At 33.0% G+C, this 23280-nt stretch carries 19 protein-coding genes; 7 read left to right on the top strand and 12 right to left on the bottom strand.

Features of this window, described 5'->3' with window-relative positions; translation table 11 throughout:
* Nucleotides 1-73 precede the first annotated feature (73 nt).
* The 3 genes from R6X41_RS14660 to R6X41_RS14650 are packed head-to-tail and all read left to right on the top strand — an operon-like array spanning nt 74 to nt 2716.
* Entirely contained in the window at nt 74-631 is a 558-nt protein-coding gene (locus R6X41_RS14660; protein ID WP_318501094.1) for an RNA polymerase sigma factor, read from the top strand.
* Entirely contained in the window at nt 615-1217 is a 603-nt protein-coding gene (locus tag R6X41_RS14655) for a hypothetical protein (protein ID WP_318501093.1), read from the top strand. The genes R6X41_RS14660 and R6X41_RS14655 overlap by 17 nt, the downstream gene beginning before the upstream one ends.
* Before the next feature lie 14 nt (nt 1218-1231).
* The gene (locus R6X41_RS14650) at nt 1232-2716 is read left to right on the top strand and encodes a hypothetical protein (protein WP_318501092.1); all 1485 of its coding nucleotides are present in this window, start codon (nt 1232-1234) and stop codon (nt 2714-2716) included.
* A gap of 72 nt (nt 2717-2788) precedes the next feature.
* On the opposite strand, the gene R6X41_RS14645 is transcribed toward R6X41_RS14650, so the two are convergent.
* From R6X41_RS14645 to R6X41_RS14615, 7 genes are all read right to left on the bottom strand, one after another.
* Nucleotides 2789-5281 (bottom strand): hypothetical protein, encoded by a 2493-nt coding sequence (locus R6X41_RS14645; RefSeq protein ID WP_318501091.1) that lies wholly within the window; start codon nt 5279-5281, stop codon nt 2789-2791.
* Nucleotides 5282-5409: 128 nt separating this feature from the next.
* Nucleotides 5410-8766: a preprotein translocase subunit SecA gene (secA, locus tag R6X41_RS14640; protein WP_318501090.1), complete on the bottom strand. Its 3357-nt coding sequence runs from the start codon at nt 8764-8766 to the stop codon at nt 5410-5412.
* A gap of 172 nt (nt 8767-8938) precedes the next feature.
* A complete protein-coding gene (locus tag R6X41_RS14635) occupies nt 8939-9160 on the bottom strand; it encodes a DUF2795 domain-containing protein (protein ID WP_318501089.1) in 222 nt (73 codons plus the stop codon).
* Nucleotides 9161-9310: 150 nt separating this feature from the next.
* On the bottom strand, nt 9311-9883 hold the full coding sequence (locus R6X41_RS14630; RefSeq protein ID WP_318501088.1) for a cob(I)yrinic acid a,c-diamide adenosyltransferase: 573 nt from the start codon (nt 9881-9883) through the stop codon (nt 9311-9313).
* Nucleotides 9884-9978: 95 nt separating this feature from the next.
* Nucleotides 9979-10692, bottom strand: coding sequence for an ABC transporter ATP-binding protein (locus tag R6X41_RS14625; protein ID WP_318501087.1), 714 nt, complete (start codon nt 10690-10692; stop codon nt 9979-9981).
* Between the two features lie 120 nt (nt 10693-10812).
* Nucleotides 10813-11586 carry an O-methyltransferase gene (locus R6X41_RS14620; RefSeq protein WP_318501086.1) on the bottom strand — a complete coding sequence of 258 codons (774 nt, stop codon included), beginning with the start codon at nt 11584-11586 and terminating at the stop codon, nt 10813-10815.
* A 24-nt stretch (nt 11587-11610) separates the two neighbouring features.
* The gene (locus R6X41_RS14615) at nt 11611-13467 is read right to left on the bottom strand and encodes an ABC-F family ATP-binding cassette domain-containing protein (protein ID WP_318501085.1); all 1857 of its coding nucleotides are present in this window, start codon (nt 13465-13467) and stop codon (nt 11611-11613) included.
* 108 nt (nt 13468-13575) lie between these two features.
* Here R6X41_RS14615 and R6X41_RS14610 point away from each other — a divergent pair, with 108 nt between their 5' ends.
* From R6X41_RS14610 to R6X41_RS14595, 4 genes are all read left to right on the top strand, one after another.
* Nucleotides 13576-14370 (top strand): polysaccharide biosynthesis/export family protein, encoded by a 795-nt coding sequence (locus R6X41_RS14610; protein ID WP_318501084.1) that lies wholly within the window; start codon nt 13576-13578, stop codon nt 14368-14370.
* 3 nt (nt 14371-14373) lie between these two features.
* Nucleotides 14374-16857: a polysaccharide biosynthesis tyrosine autokinase gene (locus tag R6X41_RS14605; RefSeq protein ID WP_318501083.1), complete on the top strand. Its 2484-nt coding sequence runs from the start codon at nt 14374-14376 to the stop codon at nt 16855-16857.
* 102 nt (nt 16858-16959) lie between these two features.
* Complete coding sequence (locus R6X41_RS14600) at nt 16960-18252, top strand: nucleotide sugar dehydrogenase (RefSeq protein ID WP_318501082.1); 1293 nt, start codon at nt 16960-16962, stop codon at nt 18250-18252.
* Between the two features lie 16 nt (nt 18253-18268).
* Complete coding sequence (locus R6X41_RS14595; protein WP_318501081.1) at nt 18269-19246, top strand: SDR family oxidoreductase; 978 nt, start codon at nt 18269-18271, stop codon at nt 19244-19246.
* Between the two features lie 4 nt (nt 19247-19250).
* On the opposite strand, the gene R6X41_RS14590 is transcribed toward R6X41_RS14595, so the two are convergent.
* The 5 genes from R6X41_RS14590 to R6X41_RS14570 form a co-directional block, all read right to left on the bottom strand.
* Nucleotides 19251-20621, bottom strand: a complete 1371-nt coding sequence (locus tag R6X41_RS14590; RefSeq protein WP_318501130.1) for an exonuclease domain-containing protein — start codon at nt 20619-20621, stop codon at nt 19251-19253.
* A complete protein-coding gene (locus R6X41_RS14585; protein WP_318501080.1) occupies nt 20618-21385 on the bottom strand; it encodes an XRE family transcriptional regulator in 768 nt (255 codons plus the stop codon). Before R6X41_RS14585 ends, R6X41_RS14590 begins: the two co-directional genes overlap by 4 nt.
* Nucleotides 21386-21645: 260 nt before the next feature.
* A complete protein-coding gene (locus R6X41_RS14580; protein WP_318501079.1) occupies nt 21646-22080 on the bottom strand; it encodes a sensor of ECF-type sigma factor in 435 nt (144 codons plus the stop codon).
* A gap of 10 nt (nt 22081-22090) precedes the next feature.
* Nucleotides 22091-22588: a hypothetical protein gene (locus R6X41_RS14575; RefSeq protein WP_318501078.1), complete on the bottom strand. Its 498-nt coding sequence runs from the start codon at nt 22586-22588 to the stop codon at nt 22091-22093.
* Nucleotides 22589-22621: 33 nt separating this feature from the next.
* Complete coding sequence (locus R6X41_RS14570) at nt 22622-23164, bottom strand: RNA polymerase sigma factor (protein WP_318501077.1); 543 nt, start codon at nt 23162-23164, stop codon at nt 22622-22624.
* Nucleotides 23165-23280: the final 116 nt, after the last annotated feature.

The raw sequence follows: 23280 nt of genomic DNA, 5'->3' as shown, positions 1-23280 counted from the left end.
AAAGATTACCTTTTTTGCCACACTTCAGAATAAAGGTCGTCTTTAAGATGTACACTAACCAAAAACACCATAAGTGAATTCATTTTCTATTGCTATCGTAGAGGAATGTAAACGGAACAACCGAAAGGCGCAAATGCAGTTATACAACCAGTACTGCCAAGGGATGTATAGTGTTGCCAAACGATTTATTTCGAATACTGCAGAAGCCGAAGATTTGGTGCAAGATGCCTTTATAAAAGCTTTTAGCAAATTGCACCAATATAAAGGAGAAGTTACTTTTGGCGCTTGGTTAAAACGTATAGTCGTTAATACGTGTATCGATTCGCTTAAATCTAAAAAACAACAGCTAGATGTTTTAGAAGAGGTGCACCTGAAAGTGGTCGATACAGAAGTTAACGAAAGTTGGGAGGTAGACGACAATGTGACCTTAAAAGATATAAAATTGGTTATTGAAACACTTCCTGAAAAGTATAAATATGTTTTGATACTGTTTTTAATTGAAGGGTACGATCATCAAGAAATTTCTGAAATTTTAAATATTTCTGAAGTGGCATCACGAACACATTTATCCAGAGGGAAACAAAAATTACAAGAACTTTTAAAATCTAAACGTTATGGCACAAGATATTAGAAACCTATTTGAAGCTGATAAAGACAAGGGGGATGATGAGGGTTTATCTCAGGGTCATGAAGCGCGCTTTTTAGAAAAGCTGAATAATGCTTTGCCAGAAGAAAAATCAGAACCTTCTTTTAATTGGATTTCGGTAGCAGCAAGCTTGGTGGTTTTATTTGCATTAAGTTTTGGAGGTTACACCTATTTTAATTCTAATCAGATTGAAATTGAGCAGAATCCAGTTGCAATCGAAACTGAAGTTATACCTGTTATAAAAACAAAAACCTTAGGCGATTTATCTCCAGATTTAAAGAAAGTCGAAGATTATTATTTAGCGAGTATTCATACCGAATTATCTAAAGTTGAATTAACTCCAGAAAACAAGGAATTGATAGACGGATACATTCAGCATTTGGAAGAATTAACTATTGAATATAAAAAATTATCTATAGAATTAACCGAATCTGGCCCGAGCGAGTTAACCGTAAATGCCTTAATCGATAATTTAAAATTGCGTTTAAATTTATTGTACCGTCTGCGCGACCAACTTAGAGAGTTAAAAACAGTACCTGTTGCTAATGAAGCATCAGAGCAATCTATTTAAAAATCAATCAAAAAATGAAACAGTTAATTATAAAATCAATAACGAGTATAGCTCTGTTGTTTTTTGCGTCTAATCAAACACAAGCACAGCAAAAGTTGTCTAAAGCATCACAAACTTTAAATGTAAATAAAGATGTGACTATTAATTTAGAATCGAATTATACCATTGTAAAAATCGATACGTGGAGTAAAAATAGTATAGAAGTTGAAGCATTTGTAGAAAGTGATAAACTAAGTCAAGCAAATTTAAAAAACGCATTAGAACAGTGGAATGTAGATGTGAGTGGTTCTAGCGACTTCGTAAATATTACGTCTAAAGGAAATCAGAACCATTGGGATATGGATTATGAATTTGATGCGAGTTCTATTTCTGCATTAAAAGATTTAGAATTCGAATTGGCAGAAATACCACCTATGCCTACAATGCCAAATATGTCTCACTTTTCTAGCATGCCGCAAATGCCAAGTATGCCCGTAATGCCACAATTACCAGAACTCCCAAAAGGTATTAGTCAGGTTAATTTTGATTATGAGGCGTATAAAAAGGAAGGTGAAAAATATTTGGATGAATGGAGTAAAACCTATCAGAAAAAATACGGAAAAGAGTATCAAGAGAAGATGAAAACGTGGGCTAAACAGTTTAGTGCTTCGGGTTTTGAGGATTACGAGAAAAAGATGGAAGCTTGGGGCGAACAATTTGGCGAATCGTATGGAAAACAAATGGAAGCCTGGGGAAAACAGTTTGAAGAAGGTTTCGGAAAGGACTTTGGAGATAGTATGGAAGCTTGGGGTGAACAGTTTGGAGAATCTTTCGAGAGACAAATGGATGCAAGAGAACATGCCGAAGACGCCAAAGCGCACGCTCACGAAGCGAGACAACATGCGAACGACATGAAAAATCCTGGTTCTAGTTATCCAAATATAAAAAAAACCATAATTATTCATATGCCCAAAAAGGCGAATTTAGAAGTAAATGTGAAGTATGGGGAGTTGCAACTTGTGTCTTTAATAGAAAATTTAAAAGCAGAAATGTCTCATGCCAAATTAACAGCAAACACAATCGATGGAAGCCAGACTTCCATCGCTGTGTCTTATGCACCAGTATCTATTGCGAATTGGAATCAAGGGCAGTTGGAGTTAAAATATGTTGAAAATGCCAAAATAGGGGAGGTGAATCAGTTGATGTTAAATAGTACATCCTCAAATATTCAGTTAGGGAATCTTACTGGAAATTCGATTATAGATGGTAGTTTCGGAGATCTTAAAATCTCTAAAATTGCCGATAGCTTTCAGAATTTAAATATTGTCTTAGAGAATAGCGATGCCTTAATTAGTTTGCCAAAAACAGATTATAATTTACAGTATAACGGGAAGCAATCTCGATTTAAACATCCAGAAAAATCAGTTTCCGAAAATACATCTACGTTTTCTACAGGGAATTTAAGTAGTACAAAATCTATTATCGTAAATGCTAAATTTAGTAAGGTACTTATGGAGTAGTGTAGGACATTTAAAGTTGGATTTTATAGTTTGTTTTAGGCGTTTCCGGTGTGATGGTTAAAGTTATACGTATTAAAAATTGTTAGGTATAGTAACATCTATTTGTTTAGATACTAAGTTTCCAGCTGTATTAAAGCCGTTAATAAATAAAGTTACACGTTCATGATTTCCTTTATACAGTTTTAATGTGTTAGCAGTGTTTGGTGAAACATTGTAATCAGGTACCCAATCTAGAGTTTCGTATAACTGTTGCGACTCCTCTGTATTGTAAGAAAGACTAGGTGCTAAATAATAAGGAGAAGCTCCCGAAAAACCAAAATCTGGAACTCTAGTATATGTTGTAGGGGCTTTATTGGTTGAGTTTGATTTTGTGAAATCATTCCCGTTTTTAGTAATAATATCTATAGAACCATTTGAGCCACGCATACCAAGTCCTGTACCCGTTCTGTTAATATGTATGGATTTAACGTCACTTAATCTCATCATATATAATACCTCTGGATCTGTTATTACATTGTCAAGAAATATTAAAGGAGAATCTATTTGGCCCCTTGTGAACCTAATCCTTACAAGACTTACTTCGGCCTGTTCAGTATTTCCAATTATATTACCCTCATTATCATAAATTGGTTGAGAAATCCCCATAAAAATTGGGCCTTCGCTTGCCTTAACTCCTGTTTGTTTATTTAAAAATTGTACAACCGTGTTAACCATAGCTGAAATTTCATCTATAAAGACTCCTCTACTAAATGCAGAACTCGGACTTGTTGGTAAATCAGGATATAAATGTTCGTAATCTTCGTTTCTTTTTCCTTGTCCTTCTAATTCTACTTCGTCTAATAATTCTGCATTTTTATAACTAATATTATAGTCTACTTCAGGTTCTGAAGTTGTTTTATTGTCTGCCGATGCTATTAAAAGAGGCTTAGAGTTTACGACCAGGATACTGTCTTTTTTGTAAAGTGTATTGGTATTATAAATGAAAAATGCGGCGTTAACCAAAGTACCTTCTTCATTTATTAAAGAGAGTTTGTAGTCTGAAGATTTATTAAGCGCAAGATTATTAAACTCGAAAGATTTATTAGGATTTAGTTCTGTAATTTCTAAAATATCGTTGGCTTTAGATGAAATTACAACTTTACACGACTCAGTTAATGGTGTATTAACCGCACCTTTTATGCTTATCCCATGCTCTTTTTTGAAAATAGGATTTATAAGTGTGTTCATTTTGGTTGGTTGCATTTGCGTTTGCAATAACAGATCTAATTCTGTTTTAGATAGCTCGGAAAGGGCAGGGGTTTTCGTTTTAATATAGGGAGTTATTAAAAAGTGGTCTGTAATGGTTTGGTGTTCTTCATTCAGTTTTGTGTCTGTAGGAAGTACAGAAATACTTAAATTGGTGAACTTAGAATTGTTTTCTATTCTAAAATCTATAAGCATAGAATCTTTAATTTCCATTGCAAGTCTTGTTTCTAGTTGTATGGGGGTTTTCGTTTCAACAAAAAAGTGGCGCTCTGCTATGGGTTTGTTTTTAGAGTTAAAAACAGTAAGTGAGTTTATACCATTAAATAGGTTTTGTTTTTCAATTTTTAAACTGTAATTCACAAAGTTTTGGTCTATTTTAAAAGGTTTTACAGTATGTATTTTTTGGTTCCGATGAATGGTTGCAAATAGGGTTTCACCATGATTGTTTTTTGCGAGTTCTTCACTTATTTTTATTACAAAATATTCGTAATTATCGGTTTCATCTTTTTCAGGTTTATGTACTATTACTCCTGTGTTTAAAGCTGTAGGTAGTTTAAAATCGTAAGTTTTGTTTTTATAGGTAAAAGTTAAGGCATACTCGCTATTTGGTTCGTAAAACAAATCGAATTTACCATGTCCATAACTATTTGTGTTTGTGTCTACGCGTTCTTTTTGATGCGTCATATTTACAATCTTCACATCCTGATTGGGTATAAATTCATTGTTATTTTTAATGGTGAAATATATGGCATTTTTAGTATTCTTTAGTAAAACGCCACTTTCTGGGAAAAATGAAACTTGAAGTTCACCTTGTGTAAAATTGTGAAGACTATCTTCTAGCGAAGATGTACTCGCTTCAGTATCCGTTAATACTGTATTACTTTCTGTTTCTATATTAACAACGTTGATTGCAACGCTATATTTGGAATCGAAATTTCTATTCCATTGTGTGTCTAATGAAATATAATAGGTTCCGGAGATTAATGTTTTAGGTAAATCGAGTTCGCCATGAGATGTGCCATCTTTACAATGAAATAATTGATGAGAAATAAGTTGTTTTTCTGAGTCGTAAAAATTGACATACAAATTGGCAGTGCTTATTAGGGGTTTATCATTTGCATCATTTACAATATATGCTTTCCACCAAATTTGCTCTCCAGTAAAGTAGGTTGTTTTATTGGTATGCAAAAAGAATTTTTCTTCTTGAAAGGAGTGAAAATAATCTGTGTTTTCTGATAATGCGGTTACGTCTGTATTGTTTTTTTGGGAGAAAACAACATTCGAGATTAACAGAAAAATTAGAAGTATAAGTCGCTGCATATTAAGGGCTTTTGTTAAATTTAATAAATAAAGCAAGAAAATCCCCGCTTTAAAATGAAAAACACAAAAAAAAAAGGTCTGCCAAATATTGGCAGACCTTTTATAACGTTATTTTAATTACGGTTTACTTATTCAGTAATTACCCAATCACCTTTCGCTAAAAGCGGTTCGGCTTGCTTATATTTTACAGTTTTACTTTCTCCGTTCATAACATTTTTTATTGTCACTTTATCGTTTCTACCAATTTTTGGGCTGTCGCGAACAATAGTTTCTACAACTTCTGGCTGACGTTGTGTTTGACCAGCAGCTCTGCTTTGAGAAGCACGTTCGTCTAAATTAGGAATTTCTTCTTTAGACGTTTCTATGTTTTGCTTTTTAGGAGCAACTTGTTTTGCTTCGCTAATCGCATTTTGGTCTTCGCTAGGTAATTCTCCTTTAAATAAGAATGAAATAACATCTTTATTTACTTGAGTAATCATTTCCTTAAACAATTCGAAAGCTTCAAACTTATAGATTAATAATGGATCTTTTTGTTCGTGAACAGCTAATTGTACAGATTGTTTTAATTCATCCATTTTACGTAAATGCGATTTCCATGCATCGTCGATAATAGCTAAAGTAATGTTCTTTTCGAAATCTGTAATTAATTGCTTTCCTTGAGTTTCGTAAGCTTGTTGTAAATCTGTAACAACTTGTAATGTTTTTACACCATCTGTAAATGGCACTACAATGCGTTTAAATTTATCGCTTTGTGTTTCGTATACATTCTTGATAATCGGAAATGCAAGTTCTGCATTTTTAGCCATTTTAGCTTTGTAATGTTCGAAAGCAGCTTTGTAAACTTTAGCAGCAATATCTTGAACAGATAATTTGTTGAATTCTTGCTCGTCTATAGGATTAGCCATTGAGAAATAACGAATCAATTCAAATCCGAAATTTTTATAATCGTTAGCATCTTTATTTATTTCAGCAATATTTTCAGCAGTATCGAAAATCATATTTGCTAAATCTACACGAAGACGTTCTCCAAATAAGGCATGGTGACGACGTTTGTAAACAACTTCACGTTGCGCATTCATAACATCATCATATTCTAATAAACGTTTACGAACACCGAAGTTATTTTCTTCAACTTTTTTCTGAGCACGCTCGATAGATTTTGAAATCATAGAATGCTGAATCACTTCACCTTCTTCTAATCCCATTTTATCCATCATCTTAGCAATACGCTCAGAACCGAATAATCGCATTAAGTTATCTTCTAATGACACATAGAATTGAGAACTTCCTGGATCTCCTTGACGACCAGCACGACCACGTAACTGACGGTCTACACGACGCGAATCGTGACGTTCTGTACCTACAATTGCTAAACCACCAACTTTTTTAACAGCTTCTATTAACTTAATATCGGTACCACGACCTGCCATGTTTGTCGCAATTGTTACTTGTCCTGGCTGCCCAGCTTCTGCAACAATATCGGCTTCTTTTTTATGCAATTTCGCGTTCAATACATTATGTGGTACTTTACGGATGCTAAGCATTTTTCCTAAAAGCTCACTAATCTCAACGTTAGTTGTACCAATTAATATCGGACGACCAGCTTGAGATAATTTGGTAACTTCTTCGATTACCGCATTGTATTTTTCACGCTTTGTTTTATAAACTAAATCTTCTCTATCGTGTCTAGCAATAGGTCGGTTTGTTGGAATTTCTACAACATCTAATTTGTATATTTCCCATAATTCTCCAGCTTCAGTAATCGCTGTACCCGTCATACCAGAAAGTTTGCGGTACATTCTAAAGAAATTTTGAAGTGTTACCGTAGCAAATGTTTGTGTGGCAGCTTCAATTTTTACATTTTCTTTAGCTTCAATAGCTTGATGTAATCCGTCGCTATAACGACGACCATCCATAATACGACCGGTTTGTTCGTCTACAATCATTACTTTGTTTTCCATCACCACATATTGATTGTCTTTTTCAAACAGGGCGTAGGCTTTAAGTAATTGATTTAAAGTATGGATACGTTCAGATTTTATTCCGAAGTCTCTAAATAAATCTTCTTTTTCTTTCGCTTCTTCTTCAGCAGATAATCCTTTTGCTTCAATTTTAGCCATATCAATACCAATTTCTGGCATTACGAAAAAGTCAGGATTGTCTTTACCAGAAAGGTATTCAACTCCTTTATCTGATAATTCAATCTGATTATTTTTTTCATCAATAACGTAATACAACTCTTCGTCTACCTTAGGCATCTCACGGTTGTTATCTTGCATATAATGATTTTCAGTTTTCTGAAGTAATTGTCTCACTCCATCTTCACTTAAAAATTTAATCAAGGCTTTGTTTTTAGGCATTCCACGGAATACTCGTAACAATTGGAAACCACCTTCTTTAGTGTCTCCTTCATTAATTAATTTCTTAGCTTCTGCAAAAACACCTGTTAAATATTTACGTTGAACCGAAACGATATCATCTACTTTAGGTTTTAAAGCATCAAATTCATGTATTTCTCCTTTCGGAATAGGTCCTGAGATTATTAATGGCGTACGTGCATCATCAACTAATACAGAATCAACTTCATCGACAATGGCATAGTGGTGCGGACGTTGAACCAAATCGTTTGGAGAATGCGCCATGTTATCACGTAAATAATCGAAACCAAATTCGTTATTTGTTCCGTAAGTAATATCTGCATTGTATGCTTTTTTACGAGCATCAGAATTAGGTTGGTGGTAATCGATACAATCGATAGTTAAACCGTGAAATTGGAAAATTGGTGCCATCCAAGCACTATCACGTTTTGCTAAGTAGTCGTTTACTGTTACAAGGTGAACACCTTTACCCGCCAATGCATTTAAGTACATAGGTAGAGTTGCTACTAACGTTTTACCTTCCCCAGTATGCATCTCTGCAATTTTACCTTGGTGCATAGCGATACCACCAATAAGTTGCACATCGTAATGTACCATATCCCAAGTAATGGCTTTACCAGCTGCATCCCAAGAGTTGGCCCAAATCGCTTTATCGTCTTCTAAAACCACGTAATCTTTAGTTCCAGAAATTTCTCTATCAAAAGTATTTGCTGTTACAGCGATACTAGTGTTGTTTTTAAAGCGTTTTGCAGTTTCTTTAACAACACCGAAAGCTTCAGGAAGGATGTCGTTTAAAACCTCTTCTGTAGCAGTATAAGAATCGTCTTTTAACTTATCAATTTCTTGATAAATATCTTCACGTCTGTCAATATCTTCGGTATTATTAGCTTCTTCTAAAAGCGCGGAAATCTGATCTTCGAAAGGCTTTCGTCCTTCAGCAATTTTAGCTTTAAAGAAAGCTGTTTTTGCTCTAAGCTCGTCATGTGATAAAGCTTCTAGAGCCTTCTCAAAAGTTTTAATTTTATTTACTAAAGGCATGATGGCTTTTACATCTTGTTTGGATTTATCTCCAACAAAAACCTTCAGTACAGAATTTAAAAAATTCATGCGTATATGTGTTTATGGTTGCATTAAGTCTTGCGACTTAATAGATACAGTTAAGTACTTTAAATGCTATTAAATAATAGCACTCAAATATACGTTTTGTTGTTATGGTACATAAAGATTAGCACAAAAAAAAGCCTCGACATGAGACTTTTTAACTTTTCTTTATATAATATTAATATTCATCCTCGTTCCAGAGATAATCTTCATCCGTAGGATAGTCAGACCAAATCTCGTCAATGGAGTCGTACGAATCGCCTTCATCTTCAATGGATTGTAAATTTTCAACAACTTCTAGAGGTGCTCCAGTTCTAATTGCATAATCAATCAGCTCATCTTTAGTAGCTGGCCAAGGTGCATCACTTAAATATGATGCTAATTCTAATGTCCAATACATTTGTAATTCGTTTTTATTTTTTGCAAAAATAATTTTTTAGTTTAAATAGTCAAGAAAAAAATGAATTATTTCATCATTAAATTAAAGAACGCTTTATTTTTTCAAACATTTTGATTTAAAGTGAGTTATAATTTTCTTGAAATTGATGCTTTAATGCTTTTCAGGAATCCACTTTACTTCATCTGCTTGTAGGTCATGAGACAACTTTCGTGCCAACACAAAAAGATAGTCAGAAAGGCGGTTTAAATAAGTTAATGTTTGCGGATCTAGAGGTTCAATATCGTTTAGTTCTGACGCTAAACGTTCGGCTCTACGGCATACACAGCGTGCTATGTGACAAAATGACACGGTTTGATGACCGCCTGGTAACACAAAATGTGTCATTGGTGGCAATTCTGTATTCATAGTATCCATTTCTGTTTCTAGAAGGGTGATATTACTATCGTCGATTTTAGGAATATTCAAGCGTTCTTTCCCATTTTTTAAAATAGCTTTATCTGGAGGAGTTGCTAACATAGCTCCAACCGTAAATAACCGGTCTTGAATACTAATTAAAATATTTTTATATGCTGGGTTTATGTCTTGGTCACGAATAAGCCCAATGTATGAGTTTAATTCGTCTACAGTTCCATAACTTTCAATACGGATGTGATGTTTGGGTACACGCGTACCACCAAATAAGGCCGTTGTGCCTTTGTCGCCTGTTTTAGTATAAATTTTCATGTATGAATGCTTAAATTAAAATTGAGCCAGTAGTTGGCATATTTCAAAGTTACATGGAAAATTTAGGCTTTAAAAATGAATTAAGATTTGATTAATTAAATTGATTCTACAGCAACTGTTTTTTTATCGGTTCTGGTATCACTTTCAATAATACCATCGCGTAAACGAATAATTCTATGCGCATGTTCGGCAATTTCTTCTTCGTGAGTTACCAAAATAACAGTATTTCCTTGCTGATGTATGGTATTGAAAAGTCCCATGATTTCTATAGAAGTTTTAGAATCTAAATTTCCTGTAGGCTCATCGGCTAAAATAATTGATGGTTTATTAACCAAAGCACGACCAACAGCCACACGTTGTCTTTGTCCACCTGAAAGCTGATTCGGTTTATGGTCCATTCTATCTGCTAAACCAACCTCGGTTAACACTTCTTGAGCTCGTTTAGTACGGTCTGCTTTAGAATATCCTGCATAAACCATTGGTAAAGCAACATTGTCTAGAGCTGTTGTTCTTGGTAGTAAGTTGAATGTTTGAAAAACGAAACCAATTTCGGTATTTCTAATGTCGGCTAAATCGTCATCTGTCATTTTACTAACATCTTTCCCATTTAAAATATAAGTTCCCGAAGTAGGAGTGTCTAAACATCCAAGAAGATTCATGAGCGTAGATTTCCCCGAACCTGATGGTCCCATTATGGCAATATAATCGCCACGTTTAATGGTTAAATCTATGCCTTTTAAAACGTGAACGGTTTCTTGTCCGAGTTTAAAATCGCGAATAATGTTGGTGATTTCTATAACGTTACTCATAAAATTGATGCTAATGTTGATTGCTGCAAGATACAGGAATTTTTATAAGAAGTAAGACGCAAGACTTTATGAAATGTTACAGATTTAATTAATAAAGGCATCCATAGACGTTGAAATAATTTATAATCGGATGGTAAAATGTTCTTTAATTTGCTCTGTTCTAAAAAACACAAATCCATATTGAAACGTATCTACGGTGACTTTTACTTTAGGGTGTTGTTTAATAAGTTCCCAAGCTTCTGTCATGTCTTTAGACCAATAAATATCGTCAAAAATAAAAAGCGTGTTGTTGTGAATTTTTGGAAGCAATAGTTCGAAATACTCTAAAGTTGCCTTTTTATTATGATTACCGTCGAACAAAATAAAATCGAAAGTGTTTTGATTTAATTCGGGAATCACTTTGCTAAAATCTCCGATCAAAATTTCGACATTTGTAATGTTTTGATCGGTTAGATTTTGTGTTGTAAATTTTGCTATTTCTGGACAGCCTTCAATAGACGTTACTTTGTTGTCTTTATGTCCTAAAGCGATTGCATGCGTAGATATTCCAAGAGAGGTTCCTAATTCTAAACTGGTTGTAAACTGAAAATAGTCCGCTAAGCGATATAATAATTTAGCGTGTTTTAAAGCTGCTCCAGAATGTTTTGCAATACTGTTTATATGGCGAATATTACTTTTAGTATAAACAGAGCCAGAACCTAAATCGGTTATTTTAATAGTCTCTTTATTGTTTAAAAGCGCATTTTTATAGCTTGATATTAACGCATAGTCAGCATGCTTTTTTTTATCGTAAAGGCATTTGGTTACTAAATTGTAAACAAAAGGGGAGTGCACCCCATGCTGATTAGTCGAGCGTTTTAAAAACTTTAAATATTCTTTAATTTGATGAAGCACTAGGTCTAAATTCGTAATTAAAATTTATTCTTCCAATTTTGCTGCAAGTTCAAACCAACGTTCTTCTTTGTCTGCCATATCTTGTATTAATTTTTCTAATTTCTCAGATAACGCATTTATTTTATCTTGCGAAAGGTCTGGATTAGTAAATTTTGCCTCTAATTCTGTTTTATCGAAAGCTAAAGACTTTAGTTTGCTTTCAATATTGTTATATTCTTTTTGCTCGTTATAAGACAATTTTGTGCTAGAATCTTGTTTCCAACTTTTCTTTTCTTTTTTGTCTTCTGTAGGAGATACTTCAGGACTGTCTTCGTAAGATCTAAAATCGCTATAGTTCCCTGGAAAATCTTCAATAACACCTTCGCCTCTAAATACGAATAAATGGTCTACAATTTTATCCATAAAATAACGGTCGTGGGTCACAACCAAAAGACATCCGGGGAAATCTAAAAGAAAATCCTCAAGGACATTTAAGGTTACAATATCTAGATCGTTTGTTGGTTCATCTAAAATTAAAAAGTTAGGATTTTGGATAAGCACTGTACATAAATATAGACGCTTACGTTCACCTCCACTTAGTTTTGCAACAAAATCGTATTGCTTTTTCCTGTCGAATAAAAAGCGTTCTAATAGTTGTTGTGCGCTAATTTGTTTTCCTTTTTTAAGCGGAATATAATCACCAAAATCACGAACTACATCAATCACTTTTTGGTCAGGCTTTACTTCAATCCCAGCTTGGGTGTAATACCCGAATTTCACAGTTTCACCTAAAGTGATTGTTCCGCTATCAGGCTCTCCCAATCCGGTTAAAATATTTAGAAAAGTCGATTTTCCTGTTCCGTTTTTACCAATAATTCCTATACGTTCGCCACGTTGGAAATTATAAGTAAATCCGTCTAAAATGGTTTTGTCATCGAACGCTTTTTTAACATTGTGTAATTCTACTATCTTGTTTCCTAAGCGTTCCATATTAAGTTCTAACTCAACTTTATGGTCTTTTCTGCGTTTACCAGCACGTTCTTTTATATCGTGAAAATCGTCTATTCTAGATTTCGATTTTGTAGTACGCGCTTTAGGTTGGCGTCGCATCCAATCTAATTCTTTCTTAAATACTTGTTTAGCTTTTCCAACTTCTACAGCTTCCTGTGCGATTCTAGCTTCCTTTTTTTCTAAGTAATACGAGTAGTTTCCTTTATAGCTAAACATCTCACCTTGATCTAATTCTATGATTTCATTACACACACGTTCTAAGAAGAAACGGTCGTGAGTTACCATAAATAAGGTCATGTTTTCTTTAGCAAAAAACAATTCTAACCACTCAATCATTTCTAAATCTAAATGGTTGGTAGGCTCATCTAATATTAATAAATCGGGTTTATTAATTAGGGCATTCGCTAAAGCCAAACGTTTTTTTTGTCCTCCGGATAAGGTGCTTACTTTCTGTGAAAAGTTGTCTAGTTTTAATTTCGATAGGATTTGTTTGTATTGCGTTTCAAAATCCCAAGCATTATAACGATCCATTTGTTCGAATGCTTTCTGATAAGCATCTGCATCTTCTGTATTATGTAATGCCGCTTCGTAATTACTAATTACTTTTAGAATATCATGATCACCATCAAAAATGGTAGCTTCTACCGTTAAATTAGGATCTAAAACAGGCTCTTGAGGTAAAAAAGAAACGGTAATATCTTTTCTGAAGATTATTTGTCCAGTATCTGGCTGATCAAGTCCTGAGAGAATGTTTAGAATCGATGTTTTTCCTGTTCCGTTTTTAGCTACAAAAGCTACCTTTTGGTCTTTATGTATACTAAATGACAGGTTTTCGAATAACGTAAGTTCTCCGTAAGATTTAGCTATATTTTCTACTGTTAAATAATTCAAGTGCGTCTTTGTTTTATAATTGTTGTGCAAATATCCAAAAAGTAAACGATTAGTTTTGATATTCAGGGCGAAAACTTATATTTGTCGATAAATCACTGTCCGCTATTCATGACCAAATTTTTATTTCTTACTTGTATTGTATTATGTCTTTCAATTTCTGGATGTATTTCTCATAAAGAATTAGTTTACTTGCAGCCACCAGAAACGGGAACCGATTCTATACCTAAAGTTCTGGCAGGACAGTCTCCATATCGCATTCAAATTTATGATATTTTAAATATTAGAGTAAAAGCTCTCGATCAAGATGCCGTTCAGATTTTTAATCCCATGGGAGAAGATTTGTTAAGTGCAAATAGTGTCGAGCGTGCTTATTTTGATGGGTTTACTGTTGATTTACATGGAGAAATTAGAATTCCTGCCTTAGGAAGAGTTAATGTTTTAGGATATACTACAGAAGAGATTGAAAAGATTTTAGAATTAAAATTACTAGAAAAACAATTTAAAGAAACCGCTAATATTTTTGTAACAGTAAAACTTACAGGATTACGTTATACGGTTAATGGAGAAGTTGGGTCTCCAGGAACAAATACTTTATTTCAAGATCGTGTAAATATTTTTGAAGCTATAGCCAATGCTGGCGAAATTCCTATTACTGGAGATAGAAAGGATATTATGATTATTAGGCAATATCCGCAAGGACAAAAAATTCATCATATCGATATTACTCGTGAAGATGCAATGGATTCTCCATATTATTATATTCAAACTAACGATGTGATTTATGTAAAACCACTCCGTCAGAAATCTTGGGGAACAGGGGAGACAGGGATGCAAACTTTAGCATCTATAGCTTCTCTACTTGCTATAGTTACAACAACAATATTATTAATAGATCGACTTTAAGGTATGGCACAATACGAATATGACGATCAGGACCAAATGGAATCCGGAGGGATGACCTTCGATTTTAGAGGGTATTTGTTTAAGGTTCTTAATCTATGGAAATTGGTTTTACTATGTGTTGGTGCTGCTTTATTAATAGCGTACTTAATAAATGTTAGAAAGCAAAATATTTATAAGTTAGACTCTTTAATTTCTATTGAAAACGACCAAAATCCTTTTTTTACTGCTAATACAAGTATTTCTTTTAACTGGGGAGGAGTTTCAGGAAAAGTTGGTAAAGTTATTACTTCACTAGAAACAAGAACACACAATGAAAAAGTTGTTGATTCGTTAGAGTTTTATATTGATTATTTGAAGGAAGGGAAATATAGAAAGGAAGATATCTATAAAGATGCTCCATTTTACATTGAAATTGATAAGCAGCAAGGGCAGCTTTTAAATCATCCTATAGGTATTCGATTTATTAACGAGAAGCAGTTTGAAATTTTTACAGAATTTGAAAATGATGGAGGCTTGGTTCAATTTTACGGTGATAAACATACAGATCGTGTTGGTTTGCCTACCGGTTTATTCAATAAGACTTTTTCTATAGGAGAACCAGTCAGTTTACCATTTGTTCATTTTACTTTATTAACGAAACCGGAACAAACGTTTTCTAATAATTCAGAGTATTTTATCAAATTTTTAAATTTTGATCAAGTTGTAAATAGTTATAAAAACACAATAAAGGCAGCTCCACTATCTCAGGCGTCTTCTTCTGTGTTACGCTTATCATTGTCAGGTCATAACAAAGCCAAAATTGTAGATTATTTAAATGCGACATCTGCTATTTTAAGTAGGACAGAGTTGCAACGTAAGAATCTTTATGCGACAAATACAATTAAATTTATTGATAGTAGTTTAGCAAGTGTGAACAACAGTTTGAAAGATTTTTCAGATGAAATGAACACGTTTAGAAAACAAAATAAAGTGTTTGATGTTGGTGCCGAAATGACAGAGGTTTCTTCCCGTTTACGAGAATACGAGATGGCAAAGGAGACTGGGGAAACAAAGTTGAATTATTTAAATGCTCTAGAAGACTACTTACGTACTAAAACGAGCTACATTAATATTGCTGCGCCTTCTTCTGTCGGGATTGAAGAGTCTAATATTCAGCAAAGTGTCGGAAAAATAACAGCTTTATCTATAGAGCGTCAGAATTTGGAATATAGTATGAAGGAAGGATCTGAGTTGTTTAAAGATCTTGACCGTAGGATAAATTCTGAAAAGCAAGTATTGTTAGAAACGATAAATGCAACTAAAAGTACTATAAGATCTCAGTTAAATAGTATTCAGCGTCAAGCAACAGCTTTAGAATCTAAATTAAGTAATTTACCAGAAGATCAACAGGAATATTTGAAAATTCAACGTAAGCTGGATATTAGTCAAGAAGCTTATAATGTATATATGGCTAAACGAAGTGAAGCAGCCATTGTAAAAGCTGCGAATATTTCAGATATCACGTCTATTGATGAAGCTAAAGATATTGGTGGTGGATTTATTGGTCCAAACAAATCGCTTAATTATATGATGGGTTTAATGATTGGTTTTTTTCTACCCATGTTATTCATCTTCATTATATACTTATTAGATAATACGATTCATGGATCTGATGAGGTTGAACGTCTGTCTCGTATTCCTATTTTAGGATTGATTGGGAAGTATAAATATCATAATAATTTAGTGGTTTTTGAGAAACCAAAATCGGCAGTAGCAGAGTCCTTTAGATCGATTAGATCTAGTTTACAGTTCATCTTTAAAAAGCAAGAAGGAGATCAGAAATTAGGAAAAACAATTATGGTAACTTCTTCTGTTAGTGGAGAAGGAAAGACCTTCACATCTATTAATATGGCTACTGTCTATGCTTTATCTGGTAAGAAAACAATATTATTAGGATTAGATTTACGTAAACCAAAAATATTTGGAGACTTCGGAATTACCAATGATTTGGGGATGGTAAATTATTTAATTGGAGAACATTCTTTAGCACAAGTAACCAGTCACACGACTGTTGAAAATTTAGATGTGATTCCTTCAGGTCCTGTACCTCCGAATCCTTCAGAATTGCTTATGAGTGATGTTATGACCGATTTAATTACTCAACTTCGTCAGGAATATGACATGATTATTTTGGACACTCCACCGTTAGGTTTAGTTACAGATGCGTTACAATTAACCCAGTTTGCAGATGCTACTATTTTTATGGTGCGTTTAGATTATACCAAGAAAGGTATGTTGTCACTAATTAATGCAAAACACCGTATGGGTGAAGTAAAGAATATAAGTTTTGTGCTTAACTTTTATAAGCATAAAACTAATCATAATTACGGTTATGGCTATGGTTACGGTTATGGCTATGGTTATGGCGTTTACGGAAATGCATATCATGAAAGTGATAAGAATAAAGGTATCGTAGGACAATTAAAACGTTTTATAAAACGAATTTAATTGGTGGTTATCTTTTAACTTGCTTTATTTAAACTAATTAATAGTTTTACTGTTTTAGTTGTAATTTAATATAAAAAATGAGTAGCCAACTTAGATAACACCATGCAGAAGAAAGATAAGATTACCATTATTGGTTTAGGGTACGTAGGTTTGCCTTTAGCTGTTGAATTTGCTAAAAAATATTCAGTTGTAGGATTTGATGTAAATCAAAATCGAGTGTCCGAATTACAGTCCGGAAAAGACAGAACTTTAGAAGTTACAACTCCAGAACTTCAGGCCGTTTTAACTACGGATACCGACGCAGAAACGGGGTTGTTAATTTCTTGTCAGCCGGAATCAATGGCGGACTCTAATATTTTTATTGTCACTGTTCCAACACCTACAGATGTTTTAAACAAACCTATTTTTACCCCTTTAGTTAAAGCAAGTGAAACTATAGGGAAAATTTTAAAAGAAGGAGATATTGTTATTTATGAATCTACTGTTTACCCTGGTGTTACAGAAGATATTTGTGTACCAATTTTAGAAAAGGTTTCAGGATTAAAATTCAATACAAATTTCTTTGCTGGTTATTCTCCAGAACGAATTAATCCAGGTGATAAAACACATACCGTCACTAAAATTTTAAAAGTAACTTCAGGTTCTACACCAGAAATAGCAATACGTGTAGATCAATTATATAAAACGGTTATAACTGCAGGAACACATATGGCGCCTTCAATTAAGGTTGCAGAGGCTGCAAAAGTTATAGAGAATTCACAGCGTGATATAAATATTGCTTTTGTTAACGAATTGTCTAAAATTTTTAGATTATTAGATATTGATACAAAAGCTGTTTTAGAAGCAGCAGGAACCAAATGGAATTTTATTAAATTTTCTCCAGGTTTAGTTGGAGGGCATTGTATTGGTGTCGATCCATATTATTTAGCACAAAAAGCAATCGAGTCTGGATATAATCCGGAAATAATTCTTGCTGGACGAAAAATGAACGATAGTATGGGCGCTTATGTAGCGACCGAAACTGTAAAGTTAATGATTAAAAAAGGGGCTAAGATTAAAGGCTCTAATGTTTTAGTTTTAGGGATTACATTTAAGGAAAATTGTCCAGATATAAGAAATTCTCGTGTTATTGATATTATTAAAGAATTAAAAACATACGATGTGAATGTTGATGTTTTAGATCCTTGGGCTTCAGCAGAAGAAGTAAAACATGAATATAATTTAGATTTATTGGGTAAAGCTTCCCAACTTCAAAAAGATTACGATGCTGTTATTTTGGCAGTATCTCATAATGAATTCTTAGAATTAGATATCACAGGATTAAAATCGGAAACAGGAGTATTATTCGACGTAAAGTCATTATTACCAAAAGACTCTGTAGACGCTAGATTATAATATCAAATACAAAACTATGTACAATACAAAATACCATTCAGCAGATTTATCAAACATTAGTATTTTAGTAACTGGAGGTGCTGGTTTTATCGGTTCTAATTTAGTTGAGTACCTTTTAAAATATGGAACTAAGAAAGTTCGTGTGCTTGATAATTTTTCAAACGGATATCGTGAAAATTTAGCTGCATTTAGTTCAAATCCAGCATTCGAACTTATTGAAGGTGATATTACAGATTTAGAAACTTGTAAACGAGCTGTTGCAGGTATGGATTATGTTAGTCATCAAGCAGCTTTAGGTTCTGTTCCGCGTTCTATAGAAGATCCTATAGCAACAAATAATGCTAATATTAATGGGTTTTTAAACATGTTAGTGGCGGTGAAAGATAGCGATTCTGTAAAGCGTATGGTATATGCGGCGTCAAGTTCTACATATGGAGATAGTCAAAATCTGCCAAAAGTAGAAGATATTATTGGGAATCCATTATCTCCGTATGCTGTTACAAAATATGTGAATGAATTGTATGTTAATGTGTTTGGTAAAACTTACGGAACCGATGTTATAGGGTTTAGATATTTTAATGTGTTTGGACCTAGACAAAGTCCAAATGGCGCCTATGCTGCGGTAATTCCTCTGTTTATGCAAGCTTTAAAAGATAACAATCCGGCAAAAATTAATGGTGATGGTGGACAAACGCGTGATTTTACTTTTGTAGATAATGCGGTTCAAGCTAATGTTCGTGGTTTTTTTGCACCAAAAGAGGCTGCAAACGAAGTTTTTAATGTGGCTTGTGGTGAACGAATTAGTGTAAACCAATTATGGAATGATTTAAAATTGGCAGCTGATTCTGATTTAAAACCTATTTATGGTCCAAATAGACAAGGTGATGTTAGAGATTCTCTAGCCGATATTTCTAAAGCTGAACGTTTATTAGGATACAAGCCTCAGTTTACTGTTGCCGAAGGTTTAAAAATCACATGGGATTGGTTTAATTAATTTTTTAAATAGCTACAGAATTAGTTTGAACTAGCGTATTTGTTTTCAGAATAACACTTTGTAATATCTTTTGTGTATGCATAGTGTCATTCTGTGGAATTAAAAAACGTTCTAAATCATCGGTATGCATAATTTGTTCTGTTGTATCCATAAATCCATAACCTTTATAATAGCCATCTTTAATCAAAATAAAAGCGGATTCTTCGTTATGTCTTCCCGTTTGTTTTAAAACCATCTCTTGGTTGCTACTTTTAATAGTTTCAATGGCTTCGTTTACTCTCAAATTATAATCATCAATAGATTCTAATTGCTTGCAAATACCGTTACAATTATTAATGAGATAATGCGAACACTCAGAAACGCCTTCTTGTAAATGACAATACTTCGGACATAAATTAAAAGCCTTGCAATATAACTCTAATTGCTGTCTGCAATCTGTAATAGAATAATATATTTGAAGTGGATTTGGTGCCGATTTTAAGGTGTTATATGCCAAATGCTTGATGCCATCACGATCTTCGTAACTAAAAATAGCGAAGGCTTTTGGATTGCGCTTTGCTGCTTGATTAAACTCTGGATAATGTTCTTTAATAGCTGCATCTTCCATAAGTAAAGCAATTAATTCGCTTCCCGATAAATCAAAAGAAATATCGGCTGTTTCTCTACAAAGATTCATTTCTTTCTCTGTTTTGTTATAGAAATGACTCAATACACGTTTTTTTAAATCTTTAGCTTTCCCGACATAAATAATTGTGCCTTTTTTATTTTTGAAATAATATATTCCAGGTGTATTTGGTATAGCATTAAAAACTGTACTTGGTAAGTTTGGAGGTAAAGTAGCTTCTTTTGAAGTTGGTTTTAAAAAGTTTTTAAAAACGATTTCTGCTTGGTCTTGAGCTAACAACATCTCAAATAAAATAACAGTAGCTTCAGCATCACCTTTGGCGCGATGTCTATCAAATACTTCAATGTTTAAGGTTGTACATAATTTTCCAAGACTATAGGATTGATGACCAGGAAGCAGTTTTCTGGATAATCGTATGGTACATAATTTTTTTCTTTTAAATTCGATACCAAGTTCTTTAAATGAATTACGAATAATATTATAATCGAAATTTACATTATGAGCTACAAAAATAGTGTCTGTTGTAATATCTATAACTTGCTGTGCAATTTCAGAAAATGTTGGAGCATCGGCAACCATACTGTTGTCAATTCCTGTTAAAGCTGTAATATAATCGGGAATATGAGCTTCAGGATTTACTAAAGATGTAAACTCCTCTATAATTTGTGTTCCATCATGTTTTAAAATAGCAATTTCAGTAATTTTATTTCCACTGCCAGTCGTTTCAATATCTATTATAGTATACATTATTGCATCATTTTTTCTAAAGCTTTTAATTCTATTCCAAGCTCGTTAAACATTCTTATTATGCTACTTAATTGTAGTTCGTGTTCTTCATATTCCTGAGTATTTATACAGCAAGCAAATTCCCATAATTCTAAGACATCGTGAATTGAAACAAAATAAGGATCGTAAGTTTTGTTATCAGAGACTAAAAGCAAACCATTATTGTCTTTAATCTGATTATAGACACGTTTGTAAACCATACCTTGAGTGTTTGTTAAAATCACATATGTACGTCCGTTTTGTATGTCGTTTTTATTTTCGATAAATCGACCAACAACGTAAGATCCGTTCTTTAATGGTAGCATAGAATCACCTTTTATAGGAAATGCTCTGTGCTTTCCCGTTGGTAAAAATGGTAACTTTATTTTTTGTAATTGATCGATATATTCTGGGTCGTCGTAACCATTTAAATATCCAGCGGAGGCTTTTACTGGCACGACTTCTATTAACTCGTCGTCATCAATATCTACAACCATTGGAAAAAGTATGCGCCCTTCACCAATTTCAAGAAACGAACCATCTTTGGTTTTAGTTAAATCTGTTCGTATTAGTATATCTGCTGGAAGCTTAAAATAATCTGAAAATACCATTAACATTTCTATCGAAGGTTCAGAACGACCCTCTTCGTACGATCCAATTCTAGATCTTGTAATATTAAGTGCTTTTGCAAGTGCTTCTTGCGAAAGTTTTTTAAGAGACCTTAAATGTCGAATATTTGAACCAATCATTTCAGAAAATATTAAGCGTAATAAATCAGTTGATTTATATGTAAGCAGTTGTTGATTGTAAATGTAGCGAAATATTTTTTACGAAAAAGAATAAACTGTAATCAAACCAAATAATTTTATACTCTAATGGTTTTTAAAATGAATGAATCTAATTTTAAATGATTTAACTGTCTTAAAGTTAGTGTTTATGGTGTGTCGAAATCGGTATTGTTCTCAGTTTGAAGCATAAAAAAAGAGCCTCTTGGGCTCTTTTAAAATTGCTATTTGTTATCACTTCTATGTCTTTTTTTATATTCATCGAATATTTTACGCTTAAATTCATCTTCGGTTTTCTTAAGAATGATTATTTTTTTAGCAGGTAAAGCATTTTGTAATTCTTTAATATATAAATTGAATAAGAGCTCTCTTTCATCATTTGATCTTATCATATTAGTCAAAAGTATTTTAGCCTCAGCTTCAGTTAACGTTTGAATATCTATATTTCTTCTTTGGGCTTTCATTTCTTCTCGAATGGCATCGTTTTGCTCATTGTAATCATTATAAATGGGCCAAAATTTTTGCGCTTCACTTTTAGAAAGATCTAACTTTTCAGTGAAATAGGCTATTTTTAAATTCTCTATTTTTTCGTCCTTAGTTTGTGAAAATACATTTACTGTACATAAGGTGAGTAGTAAAATGATATATTGTTTTTTCATAAAATAAATTTTAATTGTCTAAAAGATCTTCAAGTTCAATTTCACTTTCAATATAATTATTTATAGATGCATCACTAATTGCACTATCCAAAATGTCGCTTCCAAATACATCTGAATCTGTAACTAATGTTGCCATTTCCGAAGTGTTTAAATCTTCATTTAAAATAAAAGATTCAAGCGATTCATTGTTTATAGAGCTTATAGAATTAGATTGATTATTTGAAAACGTAAGTGTAAACATTAGCATTAAACAGGCAGCAATACTGGCGGCATATACCCAAGGTTGTATATGTAACCTTCTAACTTTAGACGTGTTTTTAGCCGTAGCTTTATTATAAATGGTGTCTTCTAAATTTTCGAAATAATGATCTGGTACTTTAAAACCATGACTAGGAATTTTAGCTTGCATTTTGGCTTCATTTAAAATTGTGTCCTCCAGATTATTAAAATAATCTTTCGGAATTTTAAATCCTGCGGTGTTATTGTTATGTAAGTCTTTGAGTTTCATCTTAGTATTTAGACTGTTTTTTTATGCAAAGGTTTAATCATGTGTTAAATAGTCTTCAATTTTTTTTACAGCTAGGTGATAAGAGGCTTTTAAAGCACCTTCACTAGTTTCTAATATCTCAGACATATCCTTATATTTTATGTCTTCAAAATAGCGCATATTAAATACCAGTTGCTGTTTTTGGGGCAGCCTAGCGATAGCTTGTTGTAATTTAAATTGAATCTCGTCGCCTTCAAAATACACATCAGATTTTAATTGATCTAATGCTAATTGTTGTGTGTCTTCATTTGTAATTTGTAATAATTTTGCTCTTTTATTTATAAATGAAATGGATTCGTTAGTTGCGATTCTATACATCCACGAGTATAATTTACTGTCTCCGTGAAATGAATTTATATTTCTAAATATTTTTATGAATGTATTTTGTAACACATCATCGGCGTCTTCGTGAGATTTTACAATGTTACGGATATGCCAATACAGACGTTCCTTATAAAGACGAATTAATTCTTTAAAAGCTAAATCTCTGGTTGCATCAGATTTTAGTTGCTCTAAAAGCTGTGACTCGTTAATCATTCATAGGTTTTGTACTTAGACTGTATAAGGTATTAAAAGTTTAATTTGAAACGGATATTAATTGAAATAAACTTTAAAATTACACGTAAAAAAAGGATAAACATTTTAAATCTGCT

Source organism: Formosa sejongensis (genome assembly GCF_033447105.1).
Lineage (GTDB): Bacteria > Bacteroidota > Bacteroidia > Flavobacteriales > Flavobacteriaceae > Formosa.
This window is presented reverse-complemented; position numbering and strand designations above follow the sequence as displayed.

Bases quoted from the DNA above. Each gene is read 5' to 3' on its own strand.
- R6X41_RS14585 (WP_318501080.1), bottom strand. From the start codon at position 21,385: ATGATTGGTTCAAATATTCGACATTTAAGGTCTCTTAAAAAACTTTCG.
- R6X41_RS14625 (WP_318501087.1), bottom strand. From the start codon at position 10,692: ATGAGTAACGTTATAGAAATCACCAACATTATTCGCGATTTTAAACTC.
- R6X41_RS14605 (WP_318501083.1), top strand. From the start codon at position 14,374: ATGGCACAATACGAATATGACGATCAGGACCAAATGGAATCCGGAGGG.
- R6X41_RS14600 (WP_318501082.1), top strand. From the start codon at position 16,960: ATGCAGAAGAAAGATAAGATTACCATTATTGGTTTAGGGTACGTAGGT.
- R6X41_RS14635 (WP_318501089.1), bottom strand. From the start codon at position 9,160: ATGTATTGGACATTAGAATTAGCATCATATTTAAGTGATGCACCTTGG.
- R6X41_RS14645 (WP_318501091.1), bottom strand. From the start codon at position 5,281: ATGCAGCGACTTATACTTCTAATTTTTCTGTTAATCTCGAATGTTGTT.
- R6X41_RS14655 (WP_318501093.1), top strand. From the start codon at position 615: ATGGCACAAGATATTAGAAACCTATTTGAAGCTGATAAAGACAAGGGG.
- R6X41_RS14580 (WP_318501079.1), bottom strand. From the start codon at position 22,080: ATGAAAAAACAATATATCATTTTACTACTCACCTTATGTACAGTAAAT.
- secA (WP_318501090.1), bottom strand. From the start codon at position 8,766: ATGAATTTTTTAAATTCTGTACTGAAGGTTTTTGTTGGAGATAAATCC.
- R6X41_RS14595 (WP_318501081.1), top strand. From the start codon at position 18,269: ATGTACAATACAAAATACCATTCAGCAGATTTATCAAACATTAGTATT.
- R6X41_RS14610 (WP_318501084.1), top strand. From the start codon at position 13,576: ATGACCAAATTTTTATTTCTTACTTGTATTGTATTATGTCTTTCAATT.
- R6X41_RS14570 (WP_318501077.1), bottom strand. From the start codon at position 23,164: ATGATTAACGAGTCACAGCTTTTAGAGCAACTAAAATCTGATGCAACC.
- R6X41_RS14650 (WP_318501092.1), top strand. From the start codon at position 1,232: ATGAAACAGTTAATTATAAAATCAATAACGAGTATAGCTCTGTTGTTT.
- R6X41_RS14630 (WP_318501088.1), bottom strand. From the start codon at position 9,883: ATGAAAATTTATACTAAAACAGGCGACAAAGGCACAACGGCCTTATTT.
- R6X41_RS14575 (WP_318501078.1), bottom strand. From the start codon at position 22,588: ATGAAACTCAAAGACTTACATAACAATAACACCGCAGGATTTAAAATT.